13 protein-coding genes are annotated in these 14,803 nt (G+C 70.9%); 4 read left to right on the plus strand and 9 right to left on the minus strand.

Going from position 1 to position 14,803, the window contains the following annotated elements; all coding sequences use genetic code 11:
• Positions 1 to 2 precede the first annotated feature (2 nt).
• On the minus strand, positions 3 to 1,451 hold the full coding sequence (locus OG966_RS07645; protein ID WP_326648684.1) for an aminotransferase-like domain-containing protein: 1,449 nt from the start codon (positions 1,449 to 1,451) through the stop codon (positions 3 to 5).
• Between OG966_RS07645 and OG966_RS07650 the strand changes: the two genes are divergently transcribed.
• Complete coding sequence (locus tag OG966_RS07650) at positions 1,450 to 2,346, plus strand: DMT family transporter (protein WP_326648685.1); 897 nt, start codon at positions 1,450 to 1,452, stop codon at positions 2,344 to 2,346. The genes OG966_RS07645 and OG966_RS07650 overlap by 2 nt on opposite strands.
• A gap of 72 nt (positions 2,347 to 2,418) precedes the next feature.
• Entirely contained in the window at positions 2,419 to 2,610 is a 192-nt protein-coding gene (locus OG966_RS07655) for a DUF1918 domain-containing protein (RefSeq protein WP_326648686.1), read from the plus strand.
• Position 2,611: 1 nt separating this feature from the next.
• Here the strand turns inward: OG966_RS07655 and OG966_RS07660 are convergent, their stop codons facing one another.
• Entirely contained in the window at positions 2,612 to 3,862 is a 1,251-nt protein-coding gene (locus OG966_RS07660; protein WP_326648687.1) for a glycoside hydrolase family 10 protein, read from the minus strand.
• 200 nt (positions 3,863 to 4,062) lie between these two features.
• Between OG966_RS07660 and OG966_RS07665 the strand changes: the two genes are divergently transcribed.
• Positions 4,063 to 4,923 carry a 3-hydroxybutyryl-CoA dehydrogenase gene (locus OG966_RS07665; protein ID WP_326648688.1) on the plus strand — a complete coding sequence of 287 codons (861 nt, stop codon included), beginning with the start codon at positions 4,063 to 4,065 and terminating at the stop codon, positions 4,921 to 4,923.
• A 175-nt stretch (positions 4,924 to 5,098) separates the two neighbouring features.
• Positions 5,099 to 5,356, plus strand: coding sequence for a hypothetical protein (locus tag OG966_RS07670; protein WP_326648689.1), 258 nt, complete (start codon positions 5,099 to 5,101; stop codon positions 5,354 to 5,356).
• A 10-nt stretch (positions 5,357 to 5,366) separates the two neighbouring features.
• Here OG966_RS07670 and OG966_RS07675 read toward each other — a convergent pair whose 3' ends face one another.
• From OG966_RS07675 to OG966_RS07705, 7 genes are all read right to left on the minus strand, one after another.
• The gene (locus tag OG966_RS07675; protein ID WP_326648690.1) at positions 5,367 to 5,897 is read right to left on the minus strand and encodes an NUDIX hydrolase; all 531 of its coding nucleotides are present in this window, start codon (positions 5,895 to 5,897) and stop codon (positions 5,367 to 5,369) included.
• Between the two features lie 51 nt (positions 5,898 to 5,948).
• Positions 5,949 to 7,289: a transcriptional regulator gene (locus tag OG966_RS07680; RefSeq protein WP_326648691.1), complete on the minus strand. Its 1,341-nt coding sequence runs from the start codon at positions 7,287 to 7,289 to the stop codon at positions 5,949 to 5,951.
• A gap of 292 nt (positions 7,290 to 7,581) precedes the next feature.
• Entirely contained in the window at positions 7,582 to 8,697 is a 1,116-nt protein-coding gene (locus OG966_RS07685) for a PP2C family protein-serine/threonine phosphatase (protein ID WP_406732674.1), read from the minus strand.
• Between the two features lie 166 nt (positions 8,698 to 8,863).
• On the minus strand, positions 8,864 to 11,392 hold the full coding sequence (gene pheT / locus OG966_RS07690) for a phenylalanine--tRNA ligase subunit beta (protein WP_326648693.1): 2,529 nt from the start codon (positions 11,390 to 11,392) through the stop codon (positions 8,864 to 8,866).
• On the minus strand, positions 11,392 to 12,519 hold the full coding sequence (pheS, locus tag OG966_RS07695; protein ID WP_326648694.1) for a phenylalanine--tRNA ligase subunit alpha: 1,128 nt from the start codon (positions 12,517 to 12,519) through the stop codon (positions 11,392 to 11,394). The genes pheT and pheS overlap by 1 nt, the downstream gene beginning before the upstream one ends.
• 115 nt (positions 12,520 to 12,634) lie before the next feature.
• Entirely contained in the window at positions 12,635 to 13,756 is a 1,122-nt protein-coding gene (locus OG966_RS07700; protein WP_326648695.1) for a sensor histidine kinase, read from the minus strand.
• 98 nt (positions 13,757 to 13,854) lie between these two features.
• Positions 13,855 to 14,694 carry a TrmH family RNA methyltransferase gene (locus OG966_RS07705; protein ID WP_326648696.1) on the minus strand — a complete coding sequence of 280 codons (840 nt, stop codon included), beginning with the start codon at positions 14,692 to 14,694 and terminating at the stop codon, positions 13,855 to 13,857.
• Between the last annotated feature and the right edge of the window lie 109 nt (positions 14,695 to 14,803).

Here is a 14,803-nt window from a genome sequence, read left to right on the forward strand (position 1 = left end):
GCTCAGCCCCGCCCCGGCACCAGTACCTCGTCGCACGCGGTCCGCAGCCGCCGGACGCCCTCGGCGATCTCGGCCGGGCCCGCCACGCCCGCGAAGCTCAACCGCACGTGTCCCGCAGGGGGTTCGGCGCAGAAGTAGGGGCGGCCGGGTGCGAGGGCGACGCCCGCGCGCAGGGCCGCTGAGAGCAGCGCCGCCTCGTCCGCCCCGTCGGGAAGCCGCAGCCAGAGGTGGTAGCCGCCGGACGGGATGTGCGGCAGGGCCAGTTCGGGCAGATCCCGCAGCAGCGCGGCGGTCATGGTGTCCCTGCGGGCTTTCAACTCCGCGGCCACCGTGCGCAGATGACGGTTCCACGCGGGTGCGCCGACCAGTTCCAGGGCTGCTTCCTGGAGCGGGCGGGGTACGAAGAAGTTGTCGACGACATGGATGGCACGCAGCCGTTCCAGGACGGGGCCGCGGGCAGCCAGCATCCCCACCCGCAGGCTCGGCGAGGTCGCCTTGGTGAGCGAGCTCACATGGACGACGACGCCGTCGTGATCGTCCGCGGCGAGCGGCCTGGGCAGCGGGCCGGCGTCCTGGTGGACCAGGCGGCGCGCGAAGTCGTCCTCGACGACGAAGGCGCCCGCCGCGCGCGCGATGCGGAGCACTTCGGGGCGGCGCTCGGGCGAGAGCACCGCTCCGGTCGGGTTCTGAAAGAGCGGCTGGCACACAAAGACCCGGGCACCGGTGGCCTGGAAGGCCGCGGCGAGCAGTTCCGTGCGTACGCCCCGGGCGTCCACCGGGACCGGCACGGGCCGCAGCCCGGCGGCGCGGGCGATCGCCAGCATGCCCGGGTAGGTGGGGGACTCGACGAGAACGGGGGCTCCGGGCGGGGCGAGCGCGCGCAGGGCCGTGGTCAGTGCGGACTGGCCACCCGCCGTGATCAGTACGTCGGCGGCTCCTGAGGTGTCGCCGAGACCGCGGGCGAACCACTCGCGCAGTTCGGGCAGTCCGTCGATGGGCGGCCTGCCCCAGGCCCCGGGGCGCCGCCCGGCCCGCGCCAGGGCGGCGGCCATCGCCTGCTCCGGCTGGAGGCTGGAATGCAGATAGCCGCCGTTGAACTCCACGACACCGGGCGCCGGCGCGGCAAGGGTGGCCAGGACGCCGGAGGCGTCGACGGCTCGCGGCACCGGCTCGGTGGCCCCGTCGGCGCTGAGGGCGACCTCCTGCCAGGAGGTGTCCCGGGGCGGCGGGGTGCCCGTGCGGGGCTCCGCACGGAAAGCCCCGGCGCCGGGCCGGGTGACGACCAGGCCCTCGGCGGCGAGCTGGGCGAGTGCGCGCGACACAGTCACCGGAGAGACCCGGTAGCGCTCCACGAGCGCTCGGCTCGATGGCAGCTTCCCACCAGGTGAGTAGCGGTCGAGCTCACGCTTCAGCGTATTCGCCAATTCGACTACACTGCTACGCTCATTCATGACAGCACAGGATAGCGCTACTCCGACCACTCCGATAGCGGTCAGCAGCGGCACCCTTCTCGCCGCGCTGGGCGTCCTCGCCTTCTCGCTCACCTTTCCGTCCACCGCCTGGGGCCTGGAGAGCTTCGGCCCCTGGTCCCTCGTCGCTGTACGCAGCGTGCTCGCCGCAATCGTCGCGGGAGGTTTTCTGCGGGCGATGCGTGTGCCGCTCCCCGACCGCCGCCACTGGGCGGGGCTGGCGGTGGTGGCCGGCGGTGTGGTCGTGGGCTTCCCGCTGCTGACCACGCTCGCCCTGCAGACCGCCACCACCTCGCACGCCGCCGTGGTGGTGGGACTGCTGCCGCTGACCACCGCGGCCTTCGCGGCCGTGCGCACCGGCCGCCGCCCCTCCCGCACCTTCTGGCTTGCGGCGCTCGCCGGGGCCGCCGTGGTCATCGCGTTCACCGTGCAGCAGAGCGGTGGCGCGCTCAGGACCGGCGATCTGTACCTCTTCGGCGCCCTGCTGGTCTGCGCAGCCGGTTACACCGAGGGCGGCCGCCTGGCCCGGGAGCTGCCGGGCTGGCAGGTGATCGGATGGGCGCTGATGCTCTGCCTGCCGCTGACGCTCACCGGATCGGCCGTCGCCCTGGCCTTCGAACCGGTGCGGCTGACGGCCCACGGCGTGATCGGGCTGCTCTGGGTCGCCGCCGGTTCGACGTTCTTCGGCCTGTACGTCTGGTACCGGGGCATGGCCTCGATCGGTATCGCCAAGGCAAGCCAGCTCCAGCTCGCGCAACCGCTTCTCACGCTGGTCTGGTCGGTGTCCCTGCTGGACGAGCGGCTCTCGCCCGCCGCCCCGGTGGCCGCGGTCGCCGTCCTGGTCTGCATCGCGGTCACCCAGCGCGCCCGCAGCTGAGAGGGTGCAACTCTCGCCCCCGGTCGTAAACTCGAAGCACCGGAAACACCGCCTTCGAGGAGGTCACTCCCGATGCAAGCGAACGTGGGCGACACCCTGCTGATGCACGGCAGGACCGTGGGTCAGCACGACAAGCACGCCGAAGTGGTCGAGGTGCTGGGGGCCAAAGGCACTCCGCCGTACCGCGTCCGTTTCGACGACGGGCACGAGGCGCTGATGTCCCCTGGCCCCGACACCGTTGTGCGCCACCACAAGGAGGCCTGACTCAGGCCGGCGGCCGCACCCTGGTCGGATAGTGATCGGCCACCACTCTGGCCATCGCACCGATCGAATCCGTCATGACCTCTTTCGCCGAGAAGAAGCAGTGGCCGCGGACCTCGGCGTATTGGCACGCCAGCGTGAGGTGGCGGGAGAGTTCGGCGGGGTCCTGCCAGGGCGCGGGCTGAGCGGGATCGCCCGCCTTGTAGAGGGCCTCACCGGCGTAGAGATGGACGCCCGTGCCCTGTACGACGCTGTTCCACCAGGGCAGCAGCTTGGCGTAGTCGGCGACGGCGAAGCCGATGTTCCAGTAGATCTGGGGGACGATGTAGTCGATCCAGCCCTGCTTCACCCATGTGCGGGTGTCGGCGTGCAGATCGTCGTAGGTCTGCACGCCGGCCCGGGTGTCGGAGCCGAGCGGGTCGGTCGCGGCGTTGCGCCATACGCCGAAGGGGCTGATGCCGAAGCGGACGTTCTTCTTGGCCTTCTTGACCCCTTGGGCCATCTCGCGGACCAGCCGGTCGATGTTGTCGCGACGCCAGGCGGCCTTGTCCGGAAAGCCGGCACCGTAGCGGGCGTAGGTGGCGTCGTCGTCGAAGACCTGGCCGGCGACCGGATACGGATAGAAGTAGTCGTCGAAGTGGACGGCGTCGATGTCGTAACGGCGGACGGCGTCCATCATCGCGCGCTGGACGAAAGTGCGGACCTCCGGGATGCCGGGGTTGTAGTAGAGCTTCCCGCCGTACGGAAGGACCCAGTCGGGGTGCACCCGGGCCGGGTGGTTCTCGACAAGCCTGGACGGATCGGTGTGATTCGCGACGCGGTACGGGTTGAACCAGGCGTGCAGCTCCAGACCGCGCCGGTGGGCTTCGCGCACGGCAGTGCCGAGCGGGTCCCAGCCGGGGTGCTGTCCCTGGACGCCGGTCAGGTACTGGGCCCAGGGCTCGTACGGTGAGGGCCACAGGGCGTCAGCGGTCGGCCTGACCTGGAAGACCACGACATTCAGCCGACGGGCCACGGCGGAGTCGAGGTGGGCGAGGAGTTCGGCGCGCTGCTCGGCTGCGGTGAGGCCCGGCCGGGAAGGCCAGTCGCGGTTGGCGACGCTCGCGAGCCACATGCCGCGGAACTCCCGGCTCGACCCGTGCCGTCGCCGGCCCCGGCCGGAGGCCGGCGCGGCTGCCGCGTCCCCGGCCGCCGTCAGCGCGGCCAGCGCTCCGACCGCCGCCACGACGATCCCTCTTCTACCGATCTGCCCCATTTTTCGCCCCCTGCGTCATCGGTGCCGACCGCCGTATCCGCACAGCATGCCCGCCCCTGACGGTCATGCACACCCGCATCCGGAGTAACGTCGTGGGGTCGAGGCGGTCGCCGGAATCACACGGCGGACCTGTCCCCCGGCCACCGGCCGGGAAGACCCCCGGACACAAGATCAGCGAAAGGCACGAGGTGACGGACTCAATGGCCGACATTGCACGCGTCGGAGTGGTGGGTTGCGGCCAGATGGGCGCGGGCATCGCGGAGGTGTGCGCCCGCAGCGGCCTCGAGGTGAAGGTCGCCGAGACCACGGGCGAGGCTCTGGAGATCGGTCGTACCCGGCTCTACAACTCTCTCTCGAAGGCCGCCGAACGCGGCAAGATCACCGAGGAGGAGCGCGACACGACGCTGGAGCGCCTCAGCTTCACCACCGACCTCGGAGAGTTCGCCGACCGCGATCTCGTCATCGAGGCCGTCGTGGAGAACGAGCAGGTCAAGACCGAGATCTTCCAGGTGCTCGACCAGGTGGTGACCCGCCAGGACGCGATCCTCGCCTCCAACACCTCGTCCATCCCGCTGGTGAAGCTCGCCGTCGCGACCTCTCGTCCGGACCAGGTCATCGGCATCCACTTCTTCAACCCGGCTCCGGTGCAGAAGCTCGTCGAGCTGATCCCGGCACTGACCACCTCCGAGGAGACGATCAAGCGCTCCGAGGCCGTCGTCCAGAACGTGCTGGACAAGCACGCGATCCGCGCCCAGGACCGCTCGGGCTTCGTCGTGAACGCCCTCCTCATCCCGTATCTGCTCTCCGCGATCCGGATGTTCGAGTCGGGCATCGCGAGCCGCGAGGACATCGACAACGGCATGGAGCTCGGCTGCGCCCACCCGATGGGCCCGCTGAAGCTCTCCGACCTGATCGGTCTGGACACCGTCGCCTCGGTGGCGGACTCGATGTACGCCGAGTACAAGGAGCCGCTGTACGCCGCTCCCCCGCTGCTGCAGCGGATGGTGGACGCGGGGCGGCTCGGCCGCAAGACGGGCTCGGGCTTCTACCCGTACTCATGACGGGACTGGCCCCGCCACACGCGTGATGGGGTCGAACTCCTGATTCACACGGAGTGTGCGGGGCGTGCCCGCATATGCCGTGCGCACACGCTCCCGCCCTCCGACCAGGGAGAGTTGACTCGGTTCCGCTCAGTCAAGGGTCCGCTGCACAACTTTCCCGTAGAGGAGCCGTTCCGTGACCAACGACCCTGATCATTTAGTGGTCGTCGAAGAGTTCGCCGAGATACGCCGCAGCCTCGACGTCGGCCTCGCCCGGATAGACGGACATCTGGCGCTGCTCGCGCAGCGCAACGGCCAGATCGACCGGGAGCTTACCGATCTGGCCGCGCGCGTCGGGGCACTCGAGCACGCCAGGTGGCCGTTGCCCGCCGTTGCCGCGCTGACCGCGCTCGGAGCGCTGGCGGTAACGGTGTGGCAGGCCATGGGCCGGTAGCCGCCGGGCGTCAGCCCAGCCGCAGATGGTGAAGCATCAGCAGCCCGGCCGCCATATTGGCGGCCGGGACCTCACCGCGGGCGATCATGTCGGGCACCAGCTTCAGCGGTATCCACTCGCGGCGCGAGGACTCGAAGTCGTCCTCCGGATGCCCGATGTACGTCGCGTCCTCGGACCAGTAGAGATGATGCCGGGCGTCGGTGAGGCCGTTGGACGGTTCGACGGTCAGGAGGTGCTGGAGAGGACCCGGACGCCAGCCGGTCTCCTCCTCCATCTCCCTGGCGGCCGCGGCCGCGATGTCCTCGCCGTCCTCGACGACGCCGGCGGCGAGCTCCCAGCCCCAGCTGTTGGTGATGAAGCGGTGCCGCCAGAGCATCAGCACCTCGTTGGCCCTGTTGACCGCGGTCGCGACGGCGACCGGGCGGAGCCGGATGAGGAAGTGGTCCAGGTGCCGGCCGTCGGGGAGCTCGACATCGGCCAGGTTGACCCTGAACCAACGGTTTTCATACACAGTTTGTTCGCTTAATTTCGTCCACTGCACTTTTCTGCCACCTTCCGACAAGTAGATGGCAATATCGCAGCAGGAGCTCGGTCACAGGGGAACGCGCAGTGCCCCGTCGATGAGTTCGGCGGCCTCGTCGGCGTTGGTGCAACCGCTCGCCACGAGATGCTCGCGTACCGCCCGCAGCCGGTCCCGGAGCCGCTGCGACTCCATCCCCTTGGCCCGTTCCACCATCTCCGCCGCCGTCTGCGCCGCCCGGTCCACCTCGCCCTGACGCAGTTCGATCTGGCTGAGCATGGCGAGCCGGTGCACCCGGCCGCGGTCGTGCGCCGGAGTGCCGACGGCCGCCGCGGCATGCTCCCGTGCCGCCGTCAGATCCCCCAGGCTGAGCAGGGCCTCCGCCACCTGGACATTCACCAGGCCCGGCTGGACATAACCGGTCTCGTCCGGCTCGCACCCCGGACGGATCCGCTCCGCCTCCAGTTCCGCGCGCCGGATGCACCGCAAGGCGCTGCGGCCGTCGCCGAGATGGGCGTACGCCTTCGCCTGCATCGCGTACAGATCGGCGGCCAGCGCCGGAGTGAGCTGCGCTCCCGCGGCACGCAGCGCCGCCTCCGCGAAGGCCACCGCCTGCCGGTGATCCGCCATGAACAGCGACTGGTTGACCAGGAGCGCGATCACATATGCGCCAAGTCCCCGGTCCCCGCTGGCCTTTGCCAGCCGCAGCGCCTGGTGGAAGTAGCGCTGGGCGAGGCCGTGCGCGTTGGAGTCGTAGGCGCAGATACCGGCGACGGACACCAGACCGCCCGTCGCGCGGTGCAGTTGGCGGCCGAGTGCGTCGCTGTAGCCACCGCGGAGCAGCGGCGCGGTCTCGGCGTTGAGGAAGCCGACGATGCGGGCGCGGGTGGCGATACCGCCCGCTTTCCGGTACATCAGCTCGTAGTGCGCACGGGCGGCGCGCAGCATCTTTATGTCGGCCATGCTGACGCGCGTCTGTCCCGAGCGCGAGACATCCGAGTCCTCCGGCGGGTTCTCCCACTCCCATACGGGCATGACGGCGGGGGTGCCGGTGACCGCGGGGGCCTCGATGATGTGCCGCCGCTGCTGTTCGTCGGAGCGCCACATCGCGGTGGCCCGCTCCACGAAACCGGAGAGCGGCGAGCCGAGTTGTGTCACGGACTCGCCCGGCACTCCGAGGCCGATGTCGCCGAGGACTATCGCCCGGTGCAGCCGGCCGACGAGTACCTCGCAGATCAGGTCGGGCACCTGGCCGCGCGGGCGCTGGCCCTTCAACCAGCGCGCTACGGCCGTGTGTTCGTAGCGCAGTTCCAGACCTCTTGCCCGGCCGGCCTGGTTGACCCTGGCGGCGAGGCCCGCGTTGGAGATGCCCGCCTCGTCGAGCAGGGCGTCGAGCAGGGTATTGGGCTGCATGTGCCCCTCCGGTGGCTCGGTGGGCTCAGCGTAGTGGAGGGCGATTCGCACGGGGTGTGAACCAAGTGCCCTCATCTGTGCCCCGCGCGCTCTGCCGCCACGCCGGCCGCGCCTGTTGACTGGGGTGCCTCTCACAGAGGCGGCCGGGCCGTCGGCTCCCCCTCGTACAGTGCGACGGCCCCAGATTGCGTCGTCTGCCCTGCTGATCTGCCCGACACTCCGCGGCAGGGCGGGCGGCGCCGGCCGCACGGCAATCCCTTGGTTGCTGATCGCTGCACATGTCCGCGGATGGCTAGCGATTGGAGGGTTCCGGCCGGGTACGGCGCAGGGCGGCATCTCCGGACTGCGCCGGTACCCGCGCGCGGTCGTTACGCAGCACCAGCAGTGCCACATCGTCTGCGAGACGACCGCCGGTGTGACGCAGCAACTGCGAGCGAACGGTGGCGATCACGGCAGCGGGCGAAACCGGCGAGCCGAGCGCGGCCTCGGCGAGCACGGCTTCCAGACCGAAGAACGTCCCCGACGCGTCACGGGCGTCCGCAGCCCCGTCCGTGTGCAGGAACAGCGCCTCCCCGGAACGCAGCCGGGCGCACCGGTGGAGGGGCAGCTCGGCCGGGAGCGGGAACAGACCGAGCGGTGGCAGCGGGTCCGCGCAGGCCAGCGGTTCGGCCCGGCGGCAGAGCCGGTACGGCCATGGATGACCGCAGTTGAGCGCCAGTACGCCGCCGTCCTGCCCGATCTCCAGCAGCAGTACGGTGACGAAGTCCTCCGCCGCCGGACAGTCCGGCTCTCCCCCGCCGGCCGCCGGATGCTCCTCCCGCGCCCGCTCCCGCAGATGCCGCTGGATCGACCGGTCCAACCTCCGCAGTACACCGTCCAGTTCGGGCTCGTCGTACGCGGCCTCCCGGAAGCTGCCGAGAACCGCGGCGGCCGCCCCTATCGCGGGCAGCCCGTGCCCGCGGGCGTCGCCGATGACAATCCGCACGCCGTACGGGGTGGCCACGGCCTCGTACAGATCACCGCCGACCGCGGCGCCACGGCTTACCGAGAGCTGGCTCGCGGCGAGGGTGAGTCCGTCGAGACGGTCCGGCAGCGGCCGCAGCAGCACCCGATGGGCGGCGTAGGCGATTTCGCTCATCCGTCTGAGCTCACGGTTCAGCCCGTGCCGGACACCGAGGACAAGACCGGTGCCGACCGAGAAGAGAACGACCCCGGTTGCCACCCGCTGCCCGAGGCTCTCCGGCTGGGGGGACGGACAGGCGATCTTCCAGGTGAGCGCGGCGGAGCCGCATACGGCGGGAAGGACCAGAGGAAGCAGTCGCCCTACCCGCGAATGGTCGGCGCGCACGGACCTCACCCACCGCGAGGCCGGAAAGGGACCTCCGCCGGACCTGCTGATACGGATCATGCGGTGGTCCCCTCGTAGGCCCTGTCCGGCACGCAGGCAGGCCCCCACGGCCAGGACGATTCTTTCGATCGACCTGGCCCGGAAGGGACAACGCCCCACGTTCTCACCCAAATGAGTGAGGGACGCGCCCGGTGTCCGGGCGCGCCCCTCAACAGGCCGGGAGCGGTCAGGCTCCGCGCAGTACCGCCCCGGTGCGCTCTGCGGCGAGCGCCACCGCCGCGTCGCGGGCGGCCGAGGCTTCCTCGACCGTCAGCGTCCGGTCGGAGGCACGGAACCGCAGCGCGTACGCCAGCGACTTCTTGCCATCGCCGATCTGCGACCCGACAAATACATCGAACAGCCGGATGGACTCCAGCAGTTCACCCGCCCCCTCGGTCAGCACCTTCTCGACCTCCGCGGCCGGCACCCGCTCGTCGACCACGAGCGCGACGTCCTGGGTCGCCACCGGGAAGGTGGAGATCCGCGGCGCCTGAAGCGCGCCCTGCGAGGCCTGCTCCAGCACGTCCAGGTTCAGCTCCATCGCGCAGCTGCGTGCGGGCAGATGCAGTGCCTTCACCACGCGCGGGTGCAGTTCACCGGCGTATCCGACGGTCTGCTCCGCTCCGTCGATCACCACGGCGAGCTCGGCGCACCGGCCCGGGTGCCACGGTCCGTACTGGCCCTGGCGGACGATCAGTTCGGCCCCGGCCTCGCCGGCGACCGTGCGGGCGGATTCGACCGCGTCCGCCCAGTCGGCCGGCCGGCCCTTGCCCCACCAGCCGGCCTGCTCACGCGCACCGGCGAGCACGACCGCGACATGGCGTGGCTGCACCGGCAGCACCCCGGTCAGTCCGGCGATCTCCTCGTCGGTCGGACGGCGGTGGACGGGCAGCCGTACCGCGATGCCCTCCTGCGTGGGAGCCTGGAAGACCAGGCCGGTCTCGAAGAGGGCCAGGTCGTGGCTGCCGCGGCCGTCATTGCGGCGCAGCGCGCCGAGCAGTCCCGGCAGCAGCGTGGTGCGCAGCGCGGGCTCCTCGTCGGAGAGCGGGTTGACCAGCTTGACCAGCCGGCGGCTGGTGTCGTCCGCCGGGATCGCGAGCTGATCGAGGATCTGCTCCCCGATGAACGGGTAGTTCAGCGCCTCGACATAGCCGGCGCCGGCCAGCGCGCGGCCGACGCGGCGGTACAGCCGCTGCCGTGGGGTGAGCCCACGGCCGGGCGGCGGTGTGGGCAGCGTCGACGGCAGGTTCTGGTAGCCCTCGAGCCGGATGACCTCTTCGGCGAGGTCGTTCGGCTCGCTCAGGTCGGGACGCCAGGACGGGACGGCGACGACCAGTTCGTCCTGCCCGTAGACGTCCGCGCCGACCTCCTGGAGGCGGCGTACGACGGTCTCGCGTCCGTAGTCGACGCCCGCGACGCGGTCCGGGTGGTCCGCCGGCATCGAGATCGTACGAGGCGCGGACGGCGCGACGATCTCGGTGACGCCTGCCTCGGCGGTACCACCGGCGAGCAGCACCAGCAGGTCGACGGTCCGCTGCGCGGCGGCGGCCGCGGCCTGCGGGTCGACGCCCCGCTCGAAGCGCTTGGACGCCTCGGAGGCCAGCTTGTGGCGGCGCGCGGTACGGGCGATGGTGATCGCGTCGAAGTGCGCGGCCTCGATGACGACCTCGGTGGTGCCCCGGACCTGACCGGTCTCGGGGTCGGCCGCAGCGTCGGCGATCTCGGTGTTGGCGCCGCCCATGACACCCGCGAGGCCGATCGGCCCGCGGTTGTCGGTGATGACCAGGTCTTCGGAGTCCAGGACGCGCGTGACGCCGTCGAGGGTGGTGAGCTTCTCGCCGTGCTCGGCGCGACGCACTCCGATCGGTCCGTCGAGACGGGAGCGGTCGTAGGCGTGCAGCGGCTGGCCGAGCTCGAGCATCACGTAGTTGGTGACGTCGACAGCGAGCGAGATCGGGCGCATCCCGGCTTTCTGCAACCGGCGCTGCAGCCAGATCGGGGAGCGGCCCTCGGGCTCCAGGCCGACGACGGTACGCGCGGTGAAGCGGTCGCAGCCCTTCGGGTCGGAGACCTTCACCACGTGGCCGAAGGAGTTCGGGGCGGGGACGTCGAGCAGCGCCGGGTCGCGCAGCGGCAGGCCGTACGCGATGGCGGTCTCGCGGGCGACGCCGCGCATCGAGAGGCAGTAGCCGCGGTCCGGCGTGACGGCGATGTCGAGGACCTCGTCGACAAGCTCCAGAAGCTCGATGGCGTCGGTGCCGACCTCGTACTCCCGCGGCAGCACGATGATGCCGTGCGAGCCGTCGTCGCCCATGCCCAGCTCATCGCCGGAGCAGATCATGCCGTGCGAGGTCTTGCCGTACGTCTCGCGCGCCGCGATGGCGAAGTCACCGGGCAGCACGGCGCCCGGCAGGACCACGACGACCTTGTCGCCGACCGAGAAGTTGCGCGCGCCGCAGACGATCTCCTGCGGCGCACCGGTGCCGTTGGCCATGCCGACGTCGACGGTGCAGAAGCGGATGGGCTTCTTGAACTCCGCCAGCTCCTCGATGGTCAGCACCTGTCCGACGACGAGGGGGCCCTTGAGCCCGGCGCCGAGCTGCTCGACGGTCTCGACCTCGAGGCCGGCGGAAACGAGCTTGGCCTGGACGTCACGGCCGGTCTCCGTCGCCGGCAGGTCGACGTACTCCCGCAGCCAGGAAAGCGGGACCCGCATCAGATCTCCATCCCGAACGGCCGGGTGAACCGGACGTCACCCTCGACCATGTCTCGCATGTCTTCGACGTTGTGGCGGAACATCAGCATCCGTTCGATGCCGAACCCGAAGGCGAACCCGCTGTACTTCTCGGGGTCGACGCCGCAGGCGATGAGCACCTTCGGGTTGACCATGCCGCAGCCGCCGAGCTCGATCCAGCCCTCGCTGCCGCAGGTGCGGCACGGCCGGTCCGGATTGCCGACGGACTCGCCTCGGCACACGTAGCAGACCATGTCCATCTCGGCGGACGGCTCGGTGAACGGGAAGAAGTTCGGGCGCAGCCGGGTCTTCATGTCCCGGCCGAAGAGTGCCTGGACCATGTGGTCCAGGGTGCCCTTCAGGTCGGCCATGGTCAGGCCCTCGTCGACGGCGAGCAGCTCGATCTGGTGGAAGACCGGGGTGTGCGTCGCGTCCAGCTCGTCGGTGCGGTACACGCGGCCGGGCACGACGACATAGACAGGCGGCTCGCGGTCGAGCAGGGTGCGGGCCTGCACCGGCGAGGTGTGCGTACGCAGCACGATGCCGGACTCGTCGTCCGTGGTGCCCTTGGGCCCCTGGACGAAGAAGGTGTCCTGCATCTGGCGCGCCGGGTGGTCGGGCACGAAGTTCAGGGCGTCGAAGTTGAACCATTCCGCCTCGACCTCGGGGCCCTCGGCGACCTCGTACCCCATGGATACGAAGATGTCCTCGAGCCGCTCCATGAGCGTGGTGAGCGGGTGGCGGGCGCCGGCCGGGATCCGGTCGTGGGGCAGCGTGACATCCACTGCCTCCTCGACGAGCACCCGGGCGTCACGCTCGGCCTCGAGCTCGGCCTGGCGGGCGGCGAGGGCCTTGCTCACGGCGCCGCGGGCCTGGCCCACGCGCTTGCCGGCCTCGGCCTTTGCCTGCGGCGGCAGCGCGCCGATCTCCCGGTTGGCGAGCGCGAGCGGCGAGGCGCCGCCGGTGTGCGCGACCTTCGCGTGGGCGAGAGCCTCGAGGTCGCCCGCGGCGGCGAAGGCGGCGAACGCCTCGTCCCGCATGCGCTCGATCTCTTCCGGTTTCAGTGCCTCGACCTCAACAGGGTCGTACGACTTATTGGGTGCGGACATCTCTTCCCGTACTTCCGATGGGCTGGCTGGGGCCCCCGCTCGACGACCGAGGACGCAAAGGTGCCAAAGAACGAGTCTAACGGGGTATGGAGAGGCGAATGAGCCCGCGGGCTGCTCAGGCCAGGTAGGCCGGGGCGCCGACGGGCAGAATAAATCGGAACTCGGCGCCGCCGCCGGGTCCACGGCCGACGGTGATCGTCCCGCCGTGCGCCTCGACGATGCCCTTGACGATGTAGAGACCGAGCCCCGTACCACCGCGCTTGCTTCCCCGCCAGAAGCGGGTGAAGACACGGCCCATCGACTCCTCGGGGATGCCGGGACCTTCGTCGCTCACGGTGACGGCCGTTCCCTTCTCGTCGTCCTTCGCGGATGCCGGTGCCACCTCGATGGTGACGGTTCCCTCGCCGTGGCGCACCGCGTTTTCCAGCAGATTGCCGAGCACCTGGTCGATCTTGTCAGGATCGGCCCACATATCGGGCAGCTGCCGCTGGATGCGTACGAAGAACCGGTCCGGCCGCTGGCCGCTGGCTATGTGTGCCTGGATGTGCCGCCCGACGGCGGCCGCGATGTCGACGGGCTGGCGGCGCACCTCGAGCCGTCCGGAGTCGATACGGGAGATGTCGAGCAGCTCGGCGATCAGCCGGGTGACGCGGTTCGCGTCGGCGTCGACGGTCTCGAGCATCAGCCGCTTCTGGTCGTCGGTGAAGCGCTCCCACTTGGCGAGCAGCGTCGCCGTGAAGCCCTTGACGGAGGTGAGCGGGGAGCGCAGTTCATGGGCGACGGTGGCGATCAGCTCGGCATGGCTGCGTTCGGTACGGCGCCGTGCCTCGGTGCCGCGCAGGCTGATGACCAGCCTGCGCAGGGGACCGGTCGGGTGCTCGCGCACATAGCGGGCGGAGACGAGGACTTCACGGCCGCCGGGGAGCAGGAGATTGCGCTCGGGCTGGCCGACGCGGGTGGCGAGTCCGCCGTACGGATCGGTCAGCGTCCACCAGCGGCGGCCCTTGAGGTCCTCCAGCGGCAGCGCGCGCTCCAGCGGCAGGCCCAGCGCATCGGCCTTGGACACGGCGGTGATCCGTACGGCCGCGTCGTTGAAGCAGATCACCCGGCCGGTCTCGTCGGCGACGACCAGTCCGTCGGGAAGATCGTCGGGGTCGATTCCGTACATGTGGGGGCCCTCGGAATGACACAGCAACGCCCCGTGTGTCTCCGCGGGCCTGCTCGTCCCGACAGCCATCCCCGTACCCCACCTCTCCGCCGGTGCAGTGGGCCCCCGAGCCCGTCACCCTACTAGCTGGAAGTGACGGAGCGGACCCCCTGAGCGAGTACTCCTGGTCAGCGAGCACTGCCTGTGCGCTGTGCACGCGCCGAGGCATAGAGACATACGGCTGCGGCGGTCGCGAGGTTCAGGCTCTCGGCCTTTCCATGGATCGGGACGCGCACCACCGCGTCAGCGAGCGCGCGGGTCTCCTCCGGCAGGCCCCAGGCCTCATTGCCGAAGATCCAGGCGGTGGGGCCGCCCATGGTGCCAGCGTCGAGTTCGTCGTCCAGGTCGTCGTCGCCTGCGCCGTCGGCCGCCAGTACGCGCACTCCGGCGTCGCGCAGCCCCTGGACGGCCTGCTCGACGGGCACGCCCACCGCGACGGGCAGATGGAAGTGCGAACCGACCGACGCCCGTACCGACTTGGGGTTGTAGAGGTCCACGGAGGCATCGGTGAGGACGACGGCGTCGGCACCCGCGGCGTCCGCGCAGCGCAGTACCGTGCCGGCGTTGCCCGGGTCGCGTACGTGCGCGAGGACCGCGACGAGCCTGGGCCGCGCCGCGAGGATCTCCTCGAACGGCGAGTCCAGGAAGCGGCAGACCCCGACCAGGCCCTGCGGGGTGACGGTCTGGGACACCTCGGCGAGCACCGCGTCGGAGGCGTGGTGCACCCGGACCCCGGCGGCACGGGCGGCGCCGACGATGTCCGCGTACCGTTCGGCGGCATCGACGGTGGTGAAGAGCTCGACCAGGGTGGGCTCACCGCCGGGGCCGCGGTGGGCGACGGCCTCGCGCACGGCCTGCGGCCCCTCGGCGATGAACAGCCGCTCCTTGCCGCGGAAGGCGCGCTTGGCAAGCCGCCGGGCGGCGGTGACGCGCGGGGAACGCGGGGAGATCAGCTCGGGGGTGCCCATGTCGCCTGCGGCTCTCTGATTCGGGTTCCGGGGTCGGCCCGGACGGACCTGTGCGATGTCCCCGCCCGCAAGCCGGCGGGGGTTCGGGGCCACCCCCGAAAACAACTCC

Origin of the sequence: Streptomyces sp. NBC_01750 (assembly GCF_035918095.1) — a bacterium.
In the GTDB taxonomy this organism is placed as follows: domain Bacteria; phylum Actinomycetota; class Actinomycetes; order Streptomycetales; family Streptomycetaceae; genus Streptomyces.

Coding starts and splice junctions, on each gene's coding strand:
- OG966_RS07650 (WP_326648685.1), top strand. CDS start 1,450: ATGACAGCACAGGATAGCGCTACTCCGACCACTCCGATAGCGGTCAGC.
- OG966_RS07645 (WP_326648684.1), bottom strand. CDS start 1,451: ATGAATGAGCGTAGCAGTGTAGTCGAATTGGCGAATACGCTGAAGCGT.
- OG966_RS07655 (WP_326648686.1), top strand. CDS start 2,419: ATGCAAGCGAACGTGGGCGACACCCTGCTGATGCACGGCAGGACCGTG.
- OG966_RS07660 (WP_326648687.1), bottom strand. CDS start 3,862: ATGGGGCAGATCGGTAGAAGAGGGATCGTCGTGGCGGCGGTCGGAGCG.
- OG966_RS07665 (WP_326648688.1), top strand. CDS start 4,063: ATGGCCGACATTGCACGCGTCGGAGTGGTGGGTTGCGGCCAGATGGGC.
- OG966_RS07680 (WP_326648691.1), bottom strand. CDS start 7,289: ATGCAGCCCAATACCCTGCTCGACGCCCTGCTCGACGAGGCGGGCATC.
- OG966_RS07685 (WP_406732674.1), bottom strand. CDS start 8,697: ATGATCCGTATCAGCAGGTCCGGCGGAGGTCCCTTTCCGGCCTCGCGG.
- pheT (WP_326648693.1), bottom strand. CDS start 11,392: ATGCGGGTCCCGCTTTCCTGGCTGCGGGAGTACGTCGACCTGCCGGCG.
- pheS (WP_326648694.1), bottom strand. CDS start 12,519: ATGTCCGCACCCAATAAGTCGTACGACCCTGTTGAGGTCGAGGCACTG.
- OG966_RS07700 (WP_326648695.1), bottom strand. CDS start 13,756: ATGGCTGTCGGGACGAGCAGGCCCGCGGAGACACACGGGGCGTTGCTG.
- OG966_RS07705 (WP_326648696.1), bottom strand. CDS start 14,694: ATGGGCACCCCCGAGCTGATCTCCCCGCGTTCCCCGCGCGTCACCGCC.